Genomic DNA, 18232 nt, shown 5'->3' with positions numbered 1-18232 from the left:
CCGTGGTGCCGGGCGTGACACGGTGGCCGCGTGCGCGACTTCCGCATCGACATCCCCGAGCGCGACCTCGACGACCTGCGCGATCGTCTGGCGCGAACGCGCTGGCCGGACCCGGGCACGCTCGACGGCTGGGACCAGGGCGTCCCGCTCGACTATGCCCGGGAGCTCTGCGAGTACTGGCGCACACGTTACGACTGGCGCCGGGTCGAGGCGGAGATCAACGCGTGGCCGCAGTTCACCACCGCGCTCGACGGCGGCGGGGACGACTCCGTCCAGATCCACGTGCTGCACGCCCGGTCGCCGCACGCCGGGGCGACGCCGCTGCTGCTCACGCACGGCTGGCCGGGGTCGCTGGTCGAGTTCCTGGACGTGCTGCCGGCGCTCACCGACCCGCCGGACCCGGCCGACGCGTTCCACGTCGTGATCCCGACGCTGCCCGGCTACGGGTTCTCCGGCAAGCCCACCCGCACCGGCTGGGGCGTCGAGCGGATCGCCGTCGCCTGGGCGCAGCTGATGGACCGGCTGGGCTACGAGAAGTTCGCCGCGCAGGGCGGCGACTGGGGATCGGTGATCACGTCGTCGCTCGGGACGGCGGCGCCGGAGATGCTGCACGGCATCCACCTGACGATGCCGCTGGCGCCGAAGCCGGACGACGACGAGCACGTCCTCTCCCCCGAGGAGAAGGGCGACCTCAAGTTCTCCCAGGCGTTCTCCCGCTACGGCGGCGGCTACTCCGCCGAGCAGTCCACCCGGCCGCAGACCATCGGCTACGGGCTCGTCGACTCGCCGGTCGCGCAGGCCACCTGGATCGTCGAGAAGTTCTGGGACTGGTCGGAGTGCGCCGGGCACCCGGAGAACGCGATCAGCCGGGACCGCCTGCTGGACAACGTGATGCAGTACTGGCTGAACGGGGCGGGCGCGTCGTCGGCGCGGCTGTACTGGGAGTCGTTCAACCGCAAGCGGATGGACGACGTCGACGTCCCGACCGGGATCTCGCAGTTCCCGCACGAGATGGTGAAGCTGCCGCGGGCGTGGCTGGAGCGCCGCTACACCGACCTGCGCTGGTTCTCCCGGCCGTCCGTCGGGGGGCACTTCGCCTCGCTGGAGCAGCCGGAGACCTACGTCGACGAGGTACGCGGGTTCTTCCGGACCCTGCGCTGAGTGATCCTCCCGGGGCGGGGCCGCCGAGCGATCCGCCCGGGGCGGGGCCACAGCCGTAGCCGGGCGACGGCGTGCACCCGGGCGGGGCCGAGCGCGGCGGAGTCGGTGGAGCCGAACGGGTTGTCGCCACGGACGTCCCACCGGTCCCCCACCGGGTGCGACGCGCGCTTCACCGACAGCTGCCCGGGCCGGTCGTCCCAGGTCACGAGGGTGACGTCACCCGGGCGTACGGGTGCCCCGAACCGGACGAGAACGACGTCACCGTCGTGCAGAGCGGGCGACATCGAGGGTCCGCGCACCGTCACCCGACGCCACCGCACGACCGTCCTCCAGTGTGGATCTTCTCGCCGCGCCCGGTCTGCCACGGCCTCCTCACGAGGGTAGGGTCGGATCCGCCAGAACGATCATTCACCAGGGAGGACTTCATGCGGATGACCCGCATTCTCCGCCCGCGGCTGGAGGCCACCGCGCACTGCGACCTCCCCTGCGGTGTGTACGACCCGGCCCAGGCGCGTATCGAGGCCGAGTCGGTCAAGGCCATCCAGGACAAGTACCAGGGCAACGAGGACCCGGAGTTCCGGACCCGGGCCATCGAGATCAAGGAGCAGCGCTCCGACCTGGTCAAGCACCACCTCTGGGTGCTGTGGACCGACTACTTCAAGCCGCCGCACTTCGAGAAGTACCCGGAGCTGAACGAGCTCTTCAACAAGGCCACCAAGGCCGCGGGTGCCTCCGGCACGAAGGGGTCGACCGACCCCGCCACCGGGCAGGAGCTGCTGGACTACATCGCCCAGATCGACAAGATCTTCTGGGAGACCAAGCAGGCTGCCTGATCGCAGGCACTGAAGCGGCGCCGGCTGGGGGTTCCCGGTCGGCGCCGTTTCTCGTTACCCGGCTCTCCCGGACAGTCGCCTCCGCGGGACCGGAGCAGTCCGGCTGTGTGAGCAACAGCGACTCCGGTCACGGCATCGACGGTCCTGTCACACGACGCTGACGACGACGCCCGCGTCTTCCAGCGCAGACACCTGATCGGCAGGGGCCGCAGGCTCGGTGACGACCGCGTGCAGGCCCGAGACGGGAACGACGTGTGCGTACGCCGTACGGCCGATCTTGCGCGCGTCGGCGGCGACGATCACCCTGCGCGACGAGGAGACGCACGCCTTCTTGACCGCGGCATCGTCGAGGTCGTAAGCGGTGAGTCCGTCGGCTCCCTCGAGCCCGCAGCACCCGATGACGGCAGTGTCGAAGCGAAGCGCGGCAAGCGATGTGATCGTCAGCGGCCCCGCGAGAGCACCTTCACCTGGGCGGGGTTGACCCCCCGGAACCACGAGTGTGCACAACGCCGGCGCTCGCCCGAGAACCTCGATGGCCTGCAGCGACAACGGAACGACGGTGGTCGACCGCCCATGAAGCAGACGGGCGACTTCCAGGCAGGTGGTCCCGCTGTCGAGCAGCACGGATTCGCCGTCGGCGATCATCCCGGCCACTGCCGTCGCGATCCGCCGCTTGGCGTCGACCGCCTCCAGAGCACGGAGCACGAACGGCGGCTCGTCCCCGCGTAGAAGCAGGGTCCGAGCACCGCCTCGAACCCGCTCCAGCACCCCCTGCGCTGCCAACATGTCGAGATCTCGACGAACCGTCATCTCCGAGGCGCCGGTCAGCTCGGCCAGCCTCTGAACAGTGACGGTGCCCGCATCCCCCACCGCGCGTGCGATCGCCGCGTGACGGCCTGCGCTGCTCACGTCATGATTCAACACGTCGTCGTACCGAACAAGCAAGCTGTTCGTTTGGCGTCTTTACGAACAGAGACTCTGTTCGTAACGTGGCTCCGGTGAAGTCCTCGCTTCGAGCCGCCCGTGCGGTGACCTTCGCCTACTTCGTCCTGTGCGGGACCTTGATGGGGACCTGGGTGGTGCACATCCCGGCCATCGAGCAACGTGTCGGGATCGGTCACGCGGCGCTGGGCAGCATGCTGGTGCTCCTGGGCGTCGGCGTGTTCGTCGGCATGCAGGTCGCGGGCCGGATGATCGACCGGTTCGGCGCCCGACTCGTCGTCCCCGCAGGAGGTGTTGCGTCCGGGGCAGCCCTCGTCCTCCCCGGCATCGCCACCGACACCCGGGACCTGTCCATCGCACTACTGATCTTCGGCTTCGGCAACGGATGCCTCGACGTGGCGATGAACGCGCACGCCGTGCATGTCGAACGGGCCTACGGACGACCTCTCATGTCCTCGTTCCACGCCACCTTCTCCGTCGGTGGAGTGCTGGCATCCCTGCTGGCCTCCGCCGCAATCACCGCGGGGGTTGGCACTGCCACCTTGATGGTCACGATCGGAGGCACCGGTGCGCTGGTCGCCAGCCTGCTGTCTCGTGGACTTCTGCCCGCGGGAAAACCGGAGGACGTCACGCCGGAAGCGACGACCGACTCGCCGAGTGGGTCGAGGGCTCCTCGACGAATCTGGCTGCTTGCCGGACTGGCGATGATGACCATGCTGAGTGAGGGCGCCGCGAACGACTGGAGTGCGCTCCATCTCAAGGACACCTTTGGTGCCTCGACCACAGTCGCCGCGTTCGCCTTCGGCACGTTCGCATCGATGATGACGCTCGGACGGATGATGGCCGACCGGATCTCCGACCGGTTCGGCCCGGTCGCAGTGCTGCGTTACGGTGCCGCCTCGGCCGCGGTCGGCATCACGACTGCAGCCCTGGCCCCCTCGGTCCCGCTGGCGATCGCGGGATGGGGATTGTTCGGACTCGGCCTGTCCGGCTGCATTCCTCAGTTGTTCAGCGCAGCCGGGAACATCGACAGCACTGCGGGCGTCAACGTCTCACGCGTGGCCGGGATCGGCTACGTAGGCATGCTCGCGGGCCCCGCCGTCATCGGATGGCTCACTCACGTCGTTCCTCTCAACCACGCGTTGGTGCTGCTCAGCTTCCTCTGCGTCGTCTCGGCGAGCGCCGCCGGCATCGTGCGGACGAGATCCGGGCCCCTGCAACAGCAGGACACGCCACACCCACCGACCGGCACACGTCACCCCGGCGCTGGTGGGTCGGGGCCGATGTAGCCGTGCCCGGTCGGCGTGGTGGTGCGGACCCCGTCCGGGGTGCGCTCGACGGTCCATCCGGGTTGCTCGCGGACGTGGTTGTGGAACTCGCAGACCCCGCGTCCGTTGTCGAACTCGGTGCGCCCGTGATCCTCGGCCCGCTTCACGTGGTCGATGTGGCGGACCGGTGCGTCGCAGTACGGCTCGGTACACCGGTTCCGGCTCCGCGCCCGGATGAACGTGGCCAGCGGCCCGGTGAAGGTGCGTCGGCGGGAGTCACCACCGATGACGATCCCGTCCTTGGTGAGCAGCCGGCGCAGGTTCTTCTGCCCGGTGAGTTCGGTGAGCAGGTCGGCCGGGACGGGTCCGTAGCCCGGGATCTCGGCCGGGAGCGGGCTGTCCGGGTCCAGCAGCGCGGCCAGCGGCACCATGACCTGGACTTCGACGTCCACGTCGGTCGCGGTCGTCCTGCCGGTCAGCCGCTCGACCAGGGTGTCGGCCATGACCTGCGCCCGCGTACGCGTCAACGGCGCCGGGTCGCAGGACAGGTTCGTGAACGCCTTCTGCAACGCCGCCAGGCACGCAGCACCCTGGGCGACCGGCAGATACGCGGTCAGGAACGCCATCCCGTCGGTGGCCGGGCGCAGCGTCACCCGCCGCTCGGACTTCGCCTGCTCGGCACGGTGCCGGAACTTCTCCGGCGCGATCTCGGCGACCAGACGTCGCACCAGATCCCGCAGCCGGCCGATGCCGCGGCCGGTGAGGTCGTGCCCTGCCAGCCGGGCGTCGAGCAGGGCCTGGTCTCGGGCGGACAGGTCACCGGCAGCCGTGACGATGGCCGCGACCGTGTCCTCGGAGATCTCCCCGGCCACGAACAGTGCCCGTAGGTGGGTGAACCCGTCGTGGAGATCCCGGGCGACCCGCATCCGGGACCGCGCGGTGAACGGCGAGATCTTGCAGGCCATCCCGATCTGCGATGCCACGGAGCGTTCGAGCTTCTCCGGCTCGTCGGCGCCGGCAGCGATCTGGTTCGCCACATGCGTGCGGGCGAAGTGCCGCATCCGGGTCGCCCGCAACGCGGCCAGGGAGTTGTTGAGCGCGTCGAGCTGCTGGAGTTCGTCGACGAGTTCGGCCTCGGAGACGTCGGAGTCGCTGAGTGCCGCTTGTTCGATGGCGACCTGCATCAGGGCGTAGTCGACCCGCGGCACGCCAGGGTCACCGGTGTCGGTGACGGGTGGTTCCTGGACCGCGGTCATGCTGCCAGTGTACCGGAAATCGAACGAGTGTGCGAATTGCGTTCGCAATCGCAAACGCTGCGACCTGCAACGATGCTGCGACCGCCTCGATGATCACCACGGTCGTGACGAGGCGTTCGCCCAGCGACCGCCCCGTCACGAACGTGCCGATCACGAGCGTCGGAGGCGGTAGCGTCCGGAGCCCCACGAGAGGAACCACGATGCCCCAGATCAGCGTCGTCTCGGTCCCGGTCTCCGACCAGGAGCGCGCCCTGCGCTTCTACGTCGACACCCTCGGCTTCGACCTCGTGACCGACGCGTCGTGGGGCGACGGCATGCGGTGGGTCCAGGTCGCCCCGCCCGGCAGCACCGCGACGCTCGCCCTCGTCACCTGGTTCGACGAGATGCCGGCCGGGAGCCTGCGCGGGCTCGTCGTCGACGTCCCCGACCTCGACGCGGCGTACGGCGCGCTGCGCGAGCGCGGCCTGGACATCGACCCGCCCACCGAGCAGCCGGGCGGGCGGTTCTTCTTCGTCGCCGACCCGGACGGCAACCGGCTCAGCTTCCGGCTCGCCGGATCCTGAGCGCATCATCACCGGCGTGCGCACCCACGTCGCGCTGCTGCGCGGAGTCAACGTCGGCGGGACCGGCAAGCTCCCGATGGCCGAGCTGCGTGCGGCGCTGACCGCGCACGGTTTCGACGACGTCGCCACCTACATCCAGTCCGGCAACGTCGTGCTCGGCTCCCGCGAGACCACCGCCACGATCGCGGCCGCGGTCGAGACCATCCTCACGGCCATCTTCGGACTGAGCCGGCCGGTCGTCGTCCTGGATCGCGACGAGTACGCCGAGCTGATCGCGAACAACCCGTTCCCGCAGGTCACCGAGCCGAAGCAGCTGCACGCGATCGTCCGCGCCGACCCGGTCTCCCCGGACGACCGCACGGCCGTGCGGCGGGCCGCCGGCGCCGCGCGGGAGAAGGGATCGCCGGACGAGGCGGCCGTCGTCGGACGGGTGGTCTACCTGCACACACCGGACGGCATCGGGCGCAGCGCCCTGGGTGCGCGACTCACCTCCCGCAGTTCCGCCCCGGACGGTGGCGGGACCGCGCGCAACTGGGCCACCGTGCTGAAGCTGCGGGACCTGCTGCAGAGCTGACCTGCTGCAGTGCTGACGGCGCCGCGACCGGACGAACCGGTGCGGCGCCGTCGACGGTGGGCCGAGCTGCCAGAACGATCACCACCGGCGCCACCCACACTGCTGCAAGTGACTTGCAGAAGAGTACATCTGGCGACTCCCGCCGTCCACGCGTGCGGGCCGGGGATCGCGGGTACGCGGCTGTTGCGAGATAGTGGCAAGTGAATCTGCGCGGCAACCGCCGTGCAGCCACCGCGACTCAGGAGGTCGGACCCACCGATGGCCGAGTACACGCTCCCGGACCTGCCCTACGACTACGGCGCACTCGCCCCGCACATCGCGCCGGAGATCATGGAGCTGCACCACGACAAGCACCACGCGACCTACGTCAACGGGCTGAACTCGACGGTCGAGAAGCTGGCCGAGGCGCGTGAGAAGGACGACTTCGGTGCGATCGTCGGGCTCGAGAAGACCCTGGCGTTCAACCTGGGTGGTCACGTGAACCACTCGATCTTCTGGAAGAACCTCTCCCCCGAGGGCGGCGGCAAGCCCGACGGTGACCTCGCCGCCGCGATCGACGAGTGGTTCGGCTCGTTCGACGCGTTCCAGAAGCACTTCACCGCCGCCGCGACCACCATCCAGGGGTCCGGCTGGGCGATCCTGGCCTTCGACACGCTGGGTCAGCGGCTGCTCGTGCACCAGCTCTACGACCAGCAGTCGCAGCTGCCCGCGAACCAGATCCCGATCGCGATGCTGGACATGTGGGAGCACGCCTTCTACCTGCAGTACAAGAACGTGAAGCCGGACTACGTGAAGGCCTGGTGGAACGTCGTCAACTGGGACGACGCCGCCGAGCGCTTCGCCGCCGCCCAGGGCTGATCCCCCGGTCGCCGGGCCCGCCTCAGCTCCGCTGGGCGTCGGGCCCGGTGACCCCGGCGGCCCGCAGCAGCAGGTGCATCGCTGTGTCGACGGAGCGTTCGCGCACGTCGGAGCGGTCACCGGGCAGCCTCGGATCGCGCTCGATCACCTGCCCGTCGGCGGTGGTCACGCAGAAGCAGACGTAGCCGACGGGCTTGGCCTCGGTGCCGCCGTCCGGCCCGGCGACCCCGGTGATCCCGACGCCGGCGGTCGCACCGAACCGCTCCCGTGCCCCGTCGGCCAGCGCCCGGGCCACCTGCGGCGACACCGCGCCGTGCTCGGCGATCAGCTCCGCCGGCACGCCCAGCAACGCGGTCTTCGCCTCGTTGGAGTAGGCCACCACCCCGCCCGCGACGTAGGCCGAGGAGCCCGCCCGGTCCACCAGGCGCCCGGCGAGCAGGCCACCGGTGCACGACTCCCCCGTAGCGACCGTCCACCCGTTCCCGAGCAGCGCCGCGGCCAGCAGCTCGTCGGTGGTGGTGCCGTCGTCGCTGATCAGCTTGCGGCGGTGCCGCTCCAGCAGCGCCGCAGTCAGCCGGTCGGCGGCGTCCTGCGCCCCCGGCAGCGGGTGCAGGTCGACTTCCAGCTCCGAGCGGCGCAGGCACGTCGTCACCTCGACCCGGGACAGGTCCAGCTCGGCGCCGACCTCGCGCAGCGTCGCGGCGATCTCGGACTCCGGCAGCCCGGCGAAGCGCAGCATCCGCGGCTCCGGGACGCCTGCCCCGGCCAGCAGCCCGGCCAGCGGCGCCGACTCCAGCGCGGCCGGCCACATCCCGCGCAGCTCCCGCGGCGGGCCGGGCAGCACGGTGACCAGCGGACCACCCTCCCGGCGGACGACGAGGCCGGGCGCGGTCCCGACCGGCTCCAGCACGCTCGCCCCGCGCGGCACGCGGGCCTGCTTGGCGGTGGCCGCGTCGAGCGCCGGGCCGTCCCAGCCCGCCTTCGCGGCCCAGCCGGCCACGCGGGCGTGGATCCGGCCGCGCAGGTCGTCGTCGATCTCCATCGGGGCGCCGCAGAACTCCGCGACGACGTCGGCGGTCAGGTCGTCGGCGGTCGGGCCGAGCCCGCCGCTGGTGACGACGAGGTCGTCGCCGGCCGCGAACTCCAGCGCCGACCGCAGGTCCTCCGGCCGGTCGGACACGACCAGCACCCGGGTCACGACCGCGCCGAGCCGCCCGAGCTCGCGGGCCAGGAACGGGCCGTTGGCGTCGGAGACGGTGCCGGACAACAGTTCGCTGCCGGTGACGACGACCGTCGCGCGCGGCCGGGGATCGTGCGCGGTGCTCATGATCCGAACCTACCCCCGGCGCCGGGGACTGCACTTCGTTCGAGCGACCGCCGCGGTTCGCGGTTCGTGATGAGAGTTACATGGAGTAATGGTTTTCGGGTCTGTGGCCACTCTCAGTGCGGTCTCAGCAGCCATGCCGGACACTGTGCGTATGTCACCGGAGTCTGTGTCGGACGTGCCGACCTGGGTGGGCGAGCTGGACCGCTCCGCGCCGCTGCGCGAGCTGCAGGTCGACCCCGCCTACCGCGCGGCGCGTCTGCTGGTGACCGTGGCCGGGACCCCGCAGGGCCAGATCACCGTGCCGCTCGTCGACGGCCACGCCGCCGTCGACGCCCTCGCCGCGGCGATCGAGTCCCTCGGCCCCGCCGACGCCGTCGCGCCCGCCCCGGTGTCACACGAGCCGATCACCGTGGTCGTCCCGACCCGCAACCGGCCCGAGATGGTGGCCCGCTGCCTGCGCGCGGTCCTGGCCTCCGACCACCCCGCCCTGACCGTGGTCGTCGTCGACAACGACCCCGACGACGAACGCACCGCCCGCGCCGTGGCCGCCACCGGCTCCCCCCGGGTGCGCTACGTCCGCGAACCCCGCCGCGGTACCTCGGTGGGCCGCAACCGCGGCCTGGCCGAGGCCCGCACCGAGTACGTCGCCTTCACCGACGACGACACCGAGGTCGACCCCGCCTGGGCCTCCCGCATCGCCGGCGCCTTCGCCGCCGACCCCGACCTGGCCTGCCTGTCCGGGCCCGTGCTCGCCGCCCGCCTCGGCTCGCCGGAGGAGCGTGCCGCCGACGTCGCGCTGGCCTGGAACAAGGGCTTCACCCCACGCCGGTTCACCCTCGCCGACCCACCCGCGGACTCGCCGATCTTCCCGTTCTCCCCGGGCCTGTTCGGCATCGGCGCGAACATGGCCGTGCGCGCCACCCCCGCCCGCGCCGCAGGCGGCTTCGACGAGGCCATGGGCCCTGGCACCCCCACCAAGGGCGGCGAGGACTGCGAGTTCCTCGTCCGCATGATCCTGGCCGGACACGTACTCGGCTACGTCCCGGGCGCGTACCTGTGGCACCACCACCGCCCCGACCAGAACGCGCTCCGCCACCAGATGGAGGGCTACGCGATCGGGCTCGGGAGCTTCCTGGCCAAGGTCGCGCTGTCCCGCCAGGGCCGCGCCGCGGCCGTGCGCAGGCTGCCGGCCGCGGTCGCACGACTGCGGCACATCGCCGCCCGCGAGGCCGGGGCCGGTGACGCCGTCCCCGACGACGCCGACCAGACCCGCGCCCGCGGGCTGCTCACCGGCCCGCGCGCCTACCTGCGCTCGCGCCGCGCCGTCCGCCGCGCCGGGGGCTCGGTGCCGCCGCTGGTCCGCCGCGCGGTGTCCGGGCTGCGTCCCGCCGGCCGGACCGCGCCGGGTGGCCCCACAGCCGGCCGTACCGAGCCGGGCCGTACCGAGCCGAGCCGTACCGAGCCGAGCCGTACCGAGCCGAGCGGGGTCCCGGCTGCGCCGCCGGAGACCGACACCGAGATCACCGGACCGATCCCGCCGGTCGACTCCGGGCCCGCGGTCCGTGCCTGACGCCCCTGCACGCGCAGGCCGCGAAACACCACCGGCGAGTGACGTTTGTGCCTGCACCGACCGCACTCGTAGGGTGAGAGGCCGATCTGGCTAGGCTGGGTGGGGACCACACGAGCGGCGCGTCGAGCAGTGGCGGCCGGTCGTCACGGACGGTGATGCGTCGTAGTACGACGTCGGATCCGCTCGTCCGCGACTTGTCGAGGGAGCACGGTGCAGATGAGCAGTGAGACGCCCACCGGTGTGGGGGAGGATCAGGGCCCCGACATCGGCGAGGTCGTCCGCTTCGAGGTGTCCACCCACGGTGACGCCGTGGTCGTCGGCGTGTACGGCGAGGTCGACACGATGACCGCCCCGGTCCTGACCGAGCGGATCTCCGAACAGCTCGGCCGGGCGTCGCTGCTGGTCGTCGACCTGTCCCCGGTGACGTTCCTCGGGTCGGCCGGGCTGGCCGCGCTCGTCGAGGGCAAGGAGAACGCCGAGAAGGCCGGCATCCGGCTGCGGCTGGTGTGCGGCTCGCACGCGGTGACCCGCGCGCTGGAGGCGACCAACCTCATGTCCCTGTTCGACGTGGCCGGCAGCGCCCAGGAGGCGCTCGGCTCGGCCTGACCGCCCTGGAGGCGTATGGGTGCCTGGTGGCCCCCGCGGTCTTCAAAGCCGACGTGGTCGAGCATCTCGGCCAGGCGGGTTCGATTCCCGTCCGCCTCCGCCAACTTCCTCCCGTGACCTCTTCCGCCGCATCCACGCTCCCCACCCCCGCCGCGTCGACGGCCGGGGCGGTCCGGCAGGGCCTGTGGACCGCCGGTGAGGTCGCCGAACGGGTTCTCACCGCCGACGGTGCCCCGCACGCGACGCTGCTGCGGGTCGACCCCGAGCCGCTGCGGGCCGCCGCCGGTGCCCTCGACCGGCGCGCCGACCGGTTCGCGCTGCCGCTGGCCGGGGTCCCGGTCGCCGTCGAGGACGGCATCTCCGTCGTCGGGCGCGGCGACGAGCCGGTCCGCCGGCTCCGCGGCGCCGGGGCGCTGGTCGCCGGGCGGACCCGCACCGCCGAGTTCGGGCTCGGCTCCGACGGCTCCCCGGGCGGCCGGGCCGCGGCCGCCGTCGTCGCCTCCGGGCGCGTCGCGCTCGCCATCGGCATCGACGGCGACGGGGCCCTGCGCGCCGCAGCGTCCACACTCGGGCTGGCTGCCCTCAAACCCGGACGCCGGGTCCTGCCGCTGCCCGCGGGCGCCGACCGCCGCTGGGCCGGGCTCGCCGAGACCACGCTCGTCGGTACCGCGCCCGACGACCTCACCGCCGCCCTGGCCGCGCTGTCGGTCCCCGCACCCGCCGGGCGTGCCCGCACGCCGGCCCCGGCGCCCGTCGCTCCCGCGGAGCCGCTGGGCACGCTCGCCTGCTCGCTGCGCACCGGGCGCACCCACCGTGCCGACCCGGACGCGGCCGCCGCCGTGCACGCCGCGCTGCAGGCCCTCGCCGCACACGGGCTGCGGCTGCTCGCCGACGACCCGCCGTACCGGGCGCTGCTGGGCGTGCACACCGCGCGGCGGCACCGGGCCGGGCTCGCCCGCAACGTCGAGGACCTCGGGCTGGGCACCGCCGAGCTCCCCCGCGCCGCGCGCTCCGAGGCCCGCCGCGGGCGCCGCGTCCGGCGCCTCGGCGGCCTGCGGCCCGCGACACCGGGCACCTGGCGCCAGCGTGTGCTGGACCGGCTCGACGAGGTCGGCGCCGACGCGATCCTGCTGCCCGCCCCCGGCGGCCCGGACGCCGCAGGCACCACCGGCTACGCCGCGTGGAACCTCGCCGGGCTGCCGTCGCTGGTCACCCCGGCCGTGGAGGGCTGCGTGCAGCTCGTCGGGCGGCCTGGATCGGAGCGGCGACTGCTGGCGACCGGGGCGCTGCTCGGCCGACGGCCGGCCTGACTCACCCGGCCCAGCGGCCGGTCGCGAAGAACTCGTCGAGGGTCGCCCGGTACGGCGCGAGGTCGAGGCCCTGGGCGGCGACCCAGTCGTCGTCGTAGTAGCTGTGCCGGTAGCGCTCGCCGCCGTCGCAGATCAGGGTGACCACGCTGCCCCGCCTGCCCTCCCGCAGCATCTCCGCGACGATCCCGTACACGCCCCACAGGTTCGTCCCGGTGGAGCCGCCGGTGAACCGGCCGGTGCGTTCCCGCAGGTGGCGGACGGTGGCGATGCCGGCTGCGTCGGGCACCGGGATCATCCGGTCGATCACCGACGGCACGAAGCTCGGCTCCATCCGCGGCCGCCCGATGCCCTCGATCCGCGACGCCGTCCCCGTCTCGAACGCCGGGTCGCCCGCGGTCCAGCCGGGCAGGAACGCCGAGCCCTCCGGGTCGACGACCGCCAGGCGCGTCGGCAGCCTCCGGTAGCGCAGGTAGCGCCCGATCGTCGCCGACGTCCCGCCGGTCCCGGCACCGACGACGATCCACTCCGGCACCGGGTGCGGCTCCTCGGCCAGCTGGCTCAGGATCGACTCGGCGATGTTGTTGTTGCCCCGCCAGTCGGTGGCCCGCTCGGCGTAGGTGAACTGGTCCAGGTAGTGGCCGCCGGACTCCGCCGCGAGGCGCTCGGCCTCGGCGTAGACGGCACCGCCGTGCTCGACGAAGTGACAGCGCCCGCCCTCGCGCTCGATCAGCGCGACCTTCTCCGGGCTGGTCGTCCGCGGCATCACGGCGACAAACGGGACGCCGATCAGCCGCGCGAAGTAGGCCTCGGACACCGCCGTCGAGCCGGAGCTGGCCTCGACCACGGTCGTGCCGTCGGTGATCCACCCCGACGCCAGGCCGTAGAGGAACAGCGAGCGGGCCAGCCGGTGCTTGAGGCTGCCGGTGGGGTGCACCGACTCGTCCTTGAGGTAGACCTGCACGCCCCACTCGTCGGGCAGGTCGAGGACGTGCAGGTGGGTGTCGGCGGAGCGGTTCGCGTCGGCCTGGACCCGGCGCATCGCCTCGTCGGTCCAGGCGCGGGTACGAGCACACGAACGGTCGACCGGCTCCACCGGTCCGACCCTAGACGTGGACCAGCCCGGTCCCCTCGGTCACCGTCCCGATCACCGCGGCACCGTGGCCCTGCTCGCGCAGCCGCGCGACGGCGGCCTCGGCGGCGTCGGGGGCAGCGCCGAACAGCAGCCCGCCGGAGGTCTGGGCGTCGGAGAGCAGGATCAGCTCGTCGTCGGAGGCGCCCGCGCGCACGATCCGGTCGTCGATCCACTGCCGGTTGCGCAGCGTCCCGCCGGGGACCACGCCGTCGGCGATCAGCTCCCGGACCCCGGGCAGGGTCGGGACAGCGGCGACGTCGACGGTCGCGTCCACCCCCGACGCCACGGTCATCTTCGTCAGGTGCCCGAGCAGGCCGAACCCGGTGACGTCGGTGCAGCCGGTCGCGCCGGAGCCGACGGCCGCGGCCGAGGCGTCGGCGTTCGGGGTCAGCATCGCCGCGACCGCGGCGTCGACGTCGGCCGGGACGCCCCGCTTGACCGCGGTGGAGATGACGCCGATGCCGATCGGCTTGGTGAGCACCAGCGCGTCCCCGGGGCGCAGGCCGGCGTTGGTCAGCACCCGCTCCGGGTGCACCTCCCCGACGACGGCGAGGCCATACTTGGGCTCCGGGTCGTCGATGGTGTGCCCGCCGACGACGGCGAACCCGCAGGCCCGGCCCACGTCGGCGCCGCCGGTGAGCACCTCGGCGAGCACCTCGGGGCCCAGATCGTTCGACGGCCAGCACACCAGGTTCAGCGCGAACAGCGGTGTGCCGCCCATCGCGTAGACGTCGGAGACGGCGTTGGTGGCGGCGATCGCGCCCCAGGTGCGCGGGTCGTCGACGATCGGGGTGAAGAAGTCGGTGGTCGCGACCAGCGCGCGGTCCGCGGAGAGCTTCCAGACCGCGGCGTCGTCGCCGGTGTCGGTGCCGACGAGCAGGTCCGGGTGCGACGGCGGCGTGACGTTCTCCAGGACGCCGGCCAGCTGGCCGGGCCCGAGCTTGCAGCCGCAGCCGGCACCGTGGCTGAACTCGGTGAGCCGGCGCTCGGTGGTTCCGCTGCTGGTCATGGGGTCCTCCGGTGGTGCGCGTGCGTCGGTGCCGGGATCGGTACGGGTGACCGCGACCGTACTCGCGCGGGCGCCCGGGGCGCCGTACCCTTCGCGGTGACCGCGCCCGGGCCGTGCCAGGAGAGGGGAACCGCGTGACGAAGCCGGTGGACGACGTCCGCGACGGACCTCACCGTCCGGCTCACCGCTGCCGAGCGCGCCCGCGACCGCGCCGAGCAGGCCCGTGCCGAGGCCGAACGTGCCCGCGACGACGCCCAGCTCCGCGCCGACGAGCTCGCCGCCGCCCTGGACGACGCCCGCGGGCAGCCGGCCGAGACGTTCGGCGTGCGCACCGACCGGATCCTGCGGATGGCCGAACACGATGCCGCGCAACGGGTCCGGGCCGCCGAGCAGGACGCCGAACGGATCGTCGCCGAGGCCCGCGCCCGGGCCGAGGAGATCGTCGCCGACGCCGGGTCCGAGGTGGAGCGGCAGCACGCCGCCGGTGCCGCGGCCCGCCGGGACGGTCAGCTGGTCGCCGACGCCGCCGCGTCGATGCACGAGCACGTGGCCCGCCGCCGGGCCGCGGTCCGCGACGAGCTGGCGCGGCTGCACGCGCTGATCGGGACCGAGCTGGGGAACCTGGACGGGCCGTCGGCTCCCGGCGCACCGCGGCGGACGGGGCACTAGCCTGCCCGGGTGACCACCGCACGCCCCGCGGGCGCCGCGGACCCGCGCCGCCGCGTCCCCCGCACCGACGCCGTCCTCGCCGACCCCGACCTGGTCGCCGCCGCCGCGCGGCTCGGCCGAGACCGCGTCAAGCAGGCCGTGACGGCCGCCCAGCAGCGGGCCCGCACCGGCGTCGTCGCCCCGGAGGACGTGGCCGCGGACGCCCTGGCCGCGCTGCCCGCCGCCGCGACGTCGATCCGGCCGGTGCTCAACGCGACCGGCGTCGTCGTGCACACCAACCTGGGCCGCGCCCCGCTCTCCGACGCCGCCCGCGAGGCGCTGCAGGTCGCCGCGGGCACCTGCGACGTCGAGCTGGACCTGGCCACCGGCCGGCGCGGCCGCCGCGGCACCGGTGCCGTCGACGCGCTGCGCGCCGCCGTCCCCGCCGCGACCGGCGCGTGGATCGCCAACAACGGCGCCGCCGCGCTCGCCCTGGTCTGCGCCGCGCTCGCCGGGACCGGCAAGGAGATCGTCATCTCCCGCGGGCAGCTCGTCGAGATCGGCGACGGGTTCCGCATCCCCGAGCTGATCGAGTCCACCGGCGCGCGGCTGCGCCCGGTCGGCACGACCAACCGCACCCACCTGCGCGACTACGCCGAGGCGATCGGCGAGGACACCGCGTTCCTGCTGCACGTGCACCCGTCGAACTTCGTGGTGCGCGGGTTCGTGCGCGACGTCGGCATCGCCGAGCTGTCCGGGCTGGGCCCGCCGGTCGTCGCCGACATCGGGTCCGGGCTGCTGACCCCGCACCCGCTGCTGCCCGACGAGCCGGACGCGCAGTCGGCGCTGGTCGCCGGGGCCGACCTGGTCACCGCGTCCGGGGACAAGCTGCTCGGCGGCCCGCAGGCCGGGCTGCTGCTCGGCGGCGGGGAACGCGGCGGCGGGCTCGTCGAGACGGTGCGCCGGTTCCCGCTGGCCCGGGCGATGCGCGTCGACAAGCTGACCCTGGCCGCGCTGGAGGCCAGCGTCGCCGGTCCCCCGACCCCGGTCGCCACCGCGCTGGACGCCGACCCGGCCGCGCTGCGCGCCCGCGCCCGCGACCTCGCCGCCACGCTGGCCCGCGACGGGATCGACGCGGTCGCCGTGGACACCGTCGGGGGCGTCGGCGGCGGCGGCGCGCCCGAGGTGGAGCTGCCCAGCGCCGCGGTGTCGCTGCCCGAGCACCACGCCGAGGCGCTGCGCGCCGGGGACCCGCCCGTCCTGGGCCGGGTCGCGGACGGCCGCTGCCTGCTCGACCTGCGCGCGCTGCCGCCGTCGGCCGACGCCGAGCTGGCCCGCGCCGTACGGGGCGTGTGACCGGTGCACGTCCTCTGCACCGCCGGGCACGTCGACCACGGCAAGTCCACACTGGTCCGCGCACTCACCGGCATGGAGCCCGACCGCTTCGCCGAGGAGAAGCGCCGCGGCATGACCATCGACCTCGGCTTCGCCTGGACCGATCTGCCGGGAGCCGGGACGGTCGCGTTCGTCGACGTCCCCGGGCACGAGAAGTTCGTCGGCACCATGCTGGCCGGCGCCGGGCCGGTCCCGGCCGCGATGTTCGTCGTCGCCGCGGACGAGGGGTGGATGCCCCAGTCCGGGGAGCACGCCGACGCCCTCGCCGCCGCCGGGCTGGAGCACGGGTTGCTCGTGATCACCCGCAGCGACCTGCTCGACCCCGACCTCGCCCTGGCCGACGCCCGGGAGGAGCTGGCCGCACGCGGGCTCGGCGGCTGGCCGTCGGTCGCGGTCTCGGCCACCACCGGCGCCGGGCTCGACACGCTGCGCGCCGCGCTGACCGACCTGGTCGCCGCGCTGCCCGAGCCCGAGCCCGACGCCCCCACCCGGCTCTGGGTGGACCGCGCGTTCACCGTCCGCGGCGCCGGGACGGTGATCACCGGGACGCTGCCGACCGGGCGGATCGGGCCCGGCACCGAGCTGGAGCTCGACGGCGAGGGCGGCCGGTTCCCGGTGACCGTGCGCGGCGTGCAGGAGCTGAACGAGCCGGTCGAGAATGCCTCGGCCGTCGCGCGGGTCGCGCTGAACCTGCGCGGACTGCCCCGCGACGACGTCGCCCGCGGCGACGCACTGCTCACCCCCGGCGCGTGGCCGGTGGCCCGCGAGCTCGACGTCCGGCTGCACGGCATCGGGCGCCCCGCCGAGATGCCCGACGGCCCGACCGGGCTGACCCTGCACGCCGGCTCGGCCGCGGTCCCGGTGCGGGTGCGGCCGCTGGGCACCACCGACGACGGCGAGGTGATCGTCCGGCTGCGCCCGGACCGGCCGCTGCCGCTGCGGATCGGGGACCGGGCGGTGCTGCGCGACCCGGGCGCGCGCCGCGTCGTCGCCGGGGCCACCGTGCTCGACCCGGACCCGCCGCCGCTGCGCCGCCGCCGGGGTGCCGCGAAGGCCCGTGCCCAGGAGCTGGCCGGGGCCACCGGCGTTCCGGACGCCGACGCCGAGCTCACCCGCCGCGGCGTCGCGCGGGCCGCGGACCTGGTGCGGATCGGTGTCCCGCGCGCCGACGTCGACGACCTCGCCACCCGGGTGCCCGGTGCCGCCGGCTGGCTGCTGACCGCCGGTCGGGCCGCCGAGGCCGTGGCCGCCCTGGACCGCGCCGTCGCCGGGCAGGACCCGCTCGACCCCGGGGTCCCGCTCGCCGCCGCGCGGCGCGCCGCGGACCTGCCGGACGCCGCACTGGTGCCGGCCGTGCTCACCGCGGCGGGGTCGTCGCTGGTCATCCGGGACGGACGGGTCCGCTCGGCCGCCGACGCTCCCCCGCCCGACGAGCTGCTGCGCGCCGCCGCCGCGGTCCGCGCCGACCTGGAGGCCGCGCCGTTCACCGCACCGAACGCCGACCGCCTGGCCGAGCTGGGCCTGGGCGCCAAGGAGCTGGCCGTGCTGGAACGGGCCGGGGAGCTGCTGCGGGTGGCCCCGGACGTCGTGCTGGCTCCGGACGCCGAGGACCGGGCCGTCGAGGTGCTGCGCGGGCTGGGGCCGACGTTCACCCCGGCCGACGTGCGCACCGCGCTGGGCACCAGCCGCCGGGTCGTCGTACCGCTGCTGGAGCTGCTGGCCAAGCGGGGCCGCACCGTCCGGACCCCCGACGGCGATCACCGGCTCCGCTGAGCCGGAT

The 18232-nt window shown here is 74.1% G+C and carries 18 protein-coding genes and 1 tRNA gene; 13 read left to right on the top strand and 6 right to left on the bottom strand.

The genetic code is table 11. The features are described from left to right. The first annotated feature begins 30 nt into the window (after nucleotides 1-30). The gene (locus tag ACLE50_RS18215; protein ID WP_410944780.1) at nucleotides 31-1161 is read left to right on the top strand and encodes an epoxide hydrolase family protein; all 1131 of its coding nucleotides are present in this window, start codon (nucleotides 31-33) and stop codon (nucleotides 1159-1161) included. Here the strand turns inward: ACLE50_RS18215 and ACLE50_RS18210 are convergent. Further along, complete coding sequence (locus tag ACLE50_RS18210; RefSeq protein ID WP_410944916.1) at nucleotides 1119-1460, bottom strand: S24/S26 family peptidase; 342 nt, start codon at nucleotides 1458-1460, stop codon at nucleotides 1119-1121. The genes ACLE50_RS18215 and ACLE50_RS18210 overlap by 43 nt on opposite strands. A gap of 126 nt (nucleotides 1461-1586) precedes the next feature. Between ACLE50_RS18210 and sodN the strand changes: the two genes are divergently transcribed. Continuing rightward, entirely contained in the window at nucleotides 1587-1994 is a 408-nt protein-coding gene (sodN, locus tag ACLE50_RS18205; protein WP_410944779.1) for a superoxide dismutase, Ni, read from the top strand. Nucleotides 1995-2141: 147 nt separating this feature from the next. Here sodN and ACLE50_RS18200 read toward each other — a convergent pair whose 3' ends face one another. Next, the gene (locus ACLE50_RS18200; RefSeq protein ID WP_410944778.1) at nucleotides 2142-2903 is read right to left on the bottom strand and encodes a DeoR/GlpR family DNA-binding transcription regulator; all 762 of its coding nucleotides are present in this window, start codon (nucleotides 2901-2903) and stop codon (nucleotides 2142-2144) included. An 89-nt stretch (nucleotides 2904-2992) separates the two neighbouring features. Between ACLE50_RS18200 and ACLE50_RS18195 the strand changes: the two genes are divergently transcribed. Then, nucleotides 2993-4225, top strand: coding sequence for an MFS transporter (locus ACLE50_RS18195; RefSeq protein WP_410944777.1), 1233 nt, complete (start codon nucleotides 2993-2995; stop codon nucleotides 4223-4225). Here the strand turns inward: ACLE50_RS18195 and ACLE50_RS18190 are convergent. Next, a complete protein-coding gene (locus tag ACLE50_RS18190) occupies nucleotides 4192-5460 on the bottom strand; it encodes an HNH endonuclease (protein WP_410944776.1) in 1269 nt (422 codons plus the stop codon). The genes ACLE50_RS18195 and ACLE50_RS18190 overlap by 34 nt on opposite strands. 200 nt (nucleotides 5461-5660) lie before the next feature. Between ACLE50_RS18190 and ACLE50_RS18185 the strand changes: the two genes are divergently transcribed. The 3 genes from ACLE50_RS18185 (at nucleotide 5661) to ACLE50_RS18175 (ending at nucleotide 7455) form a co-directional block, all read left to right on the top strand. Beyond that, the gene (locus ACLE50_RS18185; RefSeq protein WP_410944775.1) at nucleotides 5661-6023 is read left to right on the top strand and encodes a VOC family protein; all 363 of its coding nucleotides are present in this window, start codon (nucleotides 5661-5663) and stop codon (nucleotides 6021-6023) included. Nucleotides 6024-6039: 16 nt separating this feature from the next. Then, the gene (locus ACLE50_RS18180) at nucleotides 6040-6597 is read left to right on the top strand and encodes a DUF1697 domain-containing protein (RefSeq protein WP_410944774.1); all 558 of its coding nucleotides are present in this window, start codon (nucleotides 6040-6042) and stop codon (nucleotides 6595-6597) included. Nucleotides 6598-6855: 258 nt separating this feature from the next. Beyond that, nucleotides 6856-7455 (top strand): superoxide dismutase, encoded by a 600-nt coding sequence (locus ACLE50_RS18175; RefSeq protein WP_410944773.1) that lies wholly within the window; start codon nucleotides 6856-6858, stop codon nucleotides 7453-7455. Nucleotides 7456-7477: 22 nt separating this feature from the next. Here ACLE50_RS18175 and ACLE50_RS18170 read toward each other — a convergent pair whose 3' ends face one another. After that, nucleotides 7478-8782 carry a competence/damage-inducible protein A gene (locus ACLE50_RS18170; RefSeq protein WP_410944772.1) on the bottom strand — a complete coding sequence of 435 codons (1305 nt, stop codon included), beginning with the start codon at nucleotides 8780-8782 and terminating at the stop codon, nucleotides 7478-7480. A gap of 175 nt (nucleotides 8783-8957) precedes the next feature. Between ACLE50_RS18170 and ACLE50_RS18165 the strand changes: the two genes are divergently transcribed. The 4 genes from ACLE50_RS18165 to ACLE50_RS18150 all read left to right on the top strand — a co-directional run bounded on the left by ACLE50_RS18165 (nucleotide 8958) and on the right by ACLE50_RS18150 (nucleotide 12268). After that, nucleotides 8958-10352 carry a glycosyltransferase family 2 protein gene (locus tag ACLE50_RS18165; RefSeq protein WP_410944771.1) on the top strand — a complete coding sequence of 465 codons (1395 nt, stop codon included), beginning with the start codon at nucleotides 8958-8960 and terminating at the stop codon, nucleotides 10350-10352. A gap of 216 nt (nucleotides 10353-10568) precedes the next feature. Next, a complete protein-coding gene (locus tag ACLE50_RS18160; protein ID WP_410944770.1) occupies nucleotides 10569-10958 on the top strand; it encodes an STAS domain-containing protein in 390 nt (129 codons plus the stop codon). 7 nt (nucleotides 10959-10965) lie between these two features. Further along, nucleotides 10966-11061: transfer RNA gene (locus ACLE50_RS18155), tRNA-Sec, on the top strand. 10 nt (nucleotides 11062-11071) lie between these two features. Next, nucleotides 11072-12268, top strand: a complete 1197-nt coding sequence (locus tag ACLE50_RS18150) for an amidase family protein (protein ID WP_410944769.1) — start codon at nucleotides 11072-11074, stop codon at nucleotides 12266-12268. Between the two features lies 1 nt (nucleotide 12269). Here ACLE50_RS18150 and cds1 read toward each other — a convergent pair whose 3' ends face one another. Beyond that, nucleotides 12270-13361 carry an L-cysteine desulfhydrase Cds1 gene (gene cds1, locus ACLE50_RS18145; RefSeq protein ID WP_458788561.1) on the bottom strand — a complete coding sequence of 364 codons (1092 nt, stop codon included), beginning with the start codon at nucleotides 13359-13361 and terminating at the stop codon, nucleotides 12270-12272. Nucleotides 13362-13371: 10 nt separating this feature from the next. Beyond that, nucleotides 13372-14409, bottom strand: coding sequence for a selenide, water dikinase SelD (gene selD / locus ACLE50_RS18140; RefSeq protein ID WP_410944768.1), 1038 nt, complete (start codon nucleotides 14407-14409; stop codon nucleotides 13372-13374). A gap of 348 nt (nucleotides 14410-14757) precedes the next feature. On the opposite strand from selD, the gene ACLE50_RS18135 reads away from it, so the two are divergent. Genes ACLE50_RS18135 through selB form a run of 3 tightly spaced genes read left to right on the top strand, consistent with a single transcriptional unit; the run spans nucleotide 14758 to nucleotide 18225 of the window. Continuing rightward, nucleotides 14758-15078, top strand: a complete 321-nt coding sequence (locus tag ACLE50_RS18135) for a hypothetical protein (RefSeq protein ID WP_410944767.1) — start codon at nucleotides 14758-14760, stop codon at nucleotides 15076-15078. Nucleotides 15079-15087: 9 nt separating this feature from the next. Next, nucleotides 15088-16413, top strand: coding sequence for an L-seryl-tRNA(Sec) selenium transferase (selA, locus tag ACLE50_RS18130; RefSeq protein WP_410944766.1), 1326 nt, complete (start codon nucleotides 15088-15090; stop codon nucleotides 16411-16413). A gap of 3 nt (nucleotides 16414-16416) precedes the next feature. After that, nucleotides 16417-18225: a selenocysteine-specific translation elongation factor gene (gene selB / locus ACLE50_RS18125; RefSeq protein WP_410944765.1), complete on the top strand. Its 1809-nt coding sequence runs from the start codon at nucleotides 16417-16419 to the stop codon at nucleotides 18223-18225. Nucleotides 18226-18232: the final 7 nt, after the last annotated feature.

The sequence above is a fragment of the Pseudonocardia phyllosphaerae genome (assembly GCF_046546475.1).
GTDB lineage: Bacteria > Actinomycetota > Actinomycetes > Mycobacteriales > Pseudonocardiaceae > Pseudonocardia > Pseudonocardia phyllosphaerae.
The sequence above is the reverse complement of the archived record's forward strand: the minus strand, read 5'-3'. Positions and strand labels throughout refer to the sequence as shown.

What these genes read in the sequence shown, in the direction of transcription:
- sodN (WP_410944779.1), top strand. Translation starts at nt 1,587, where the DNA reads ATGCGGATGACCCGCATTCTCCGCCCGCGGCTGGAGGCCACCGCGCAC.
- ACLE50_RS18190 (WP_410944776.1), bottom strand. Translation starts at nt 5,460, where the DNA reads ATGACCGCGGTCCAGGAACCACCCGTCACCGACACCGGTGACCCTGGC.
- ACLE50_RS18185 (WP_410944775.1), top strand. Translation starts at nt 5,661, where the DNA reads ATGCCCCAGATCAGCGTCGTCTCGGTCCCGGTCTCCGACCAGGAGCGC.
- ACLE50_RS18175 (WP_410944773.1), top strand. Translation starts at nt 6,856, where the DNA reads ATGGCCGAGTACACGCTCCCGGACCTGCCCTACGACTACGGCGCACTC.
- ACLE50_RS18170 (WP_410944772.1), bottom strand. Translation starts at nt 8,782, where the DNA reads ATGAGCACCGCGCACGATCCCCGGCCGCGCGCGACGGTCGTCGTCACC.
- ACLE50_RS18160 (WP_410944770.1), top strand. Translation starts at nt 10,569, where the DNA reads ATGAGCAGTGAGACGCCCACCGGTGTGGGGGAGGATCAGGGCCCCGAC.
- selD (WP_410944768.1), bottom strand. Translation starts at nt 14,409, where the DNA reads ATGACCAGCAGCGGAACCACCGAGCGCCGGCTCACCGAGTTCAGCCAC.
- ACLE50_RS18135 (WP_410944767.1), top strand. Translation starts at nt 14,758, where the DNA reads ATGGCCGAACACGATGCCGCGCAACGGGTCCGGGCCGCCGAGCAGGAC.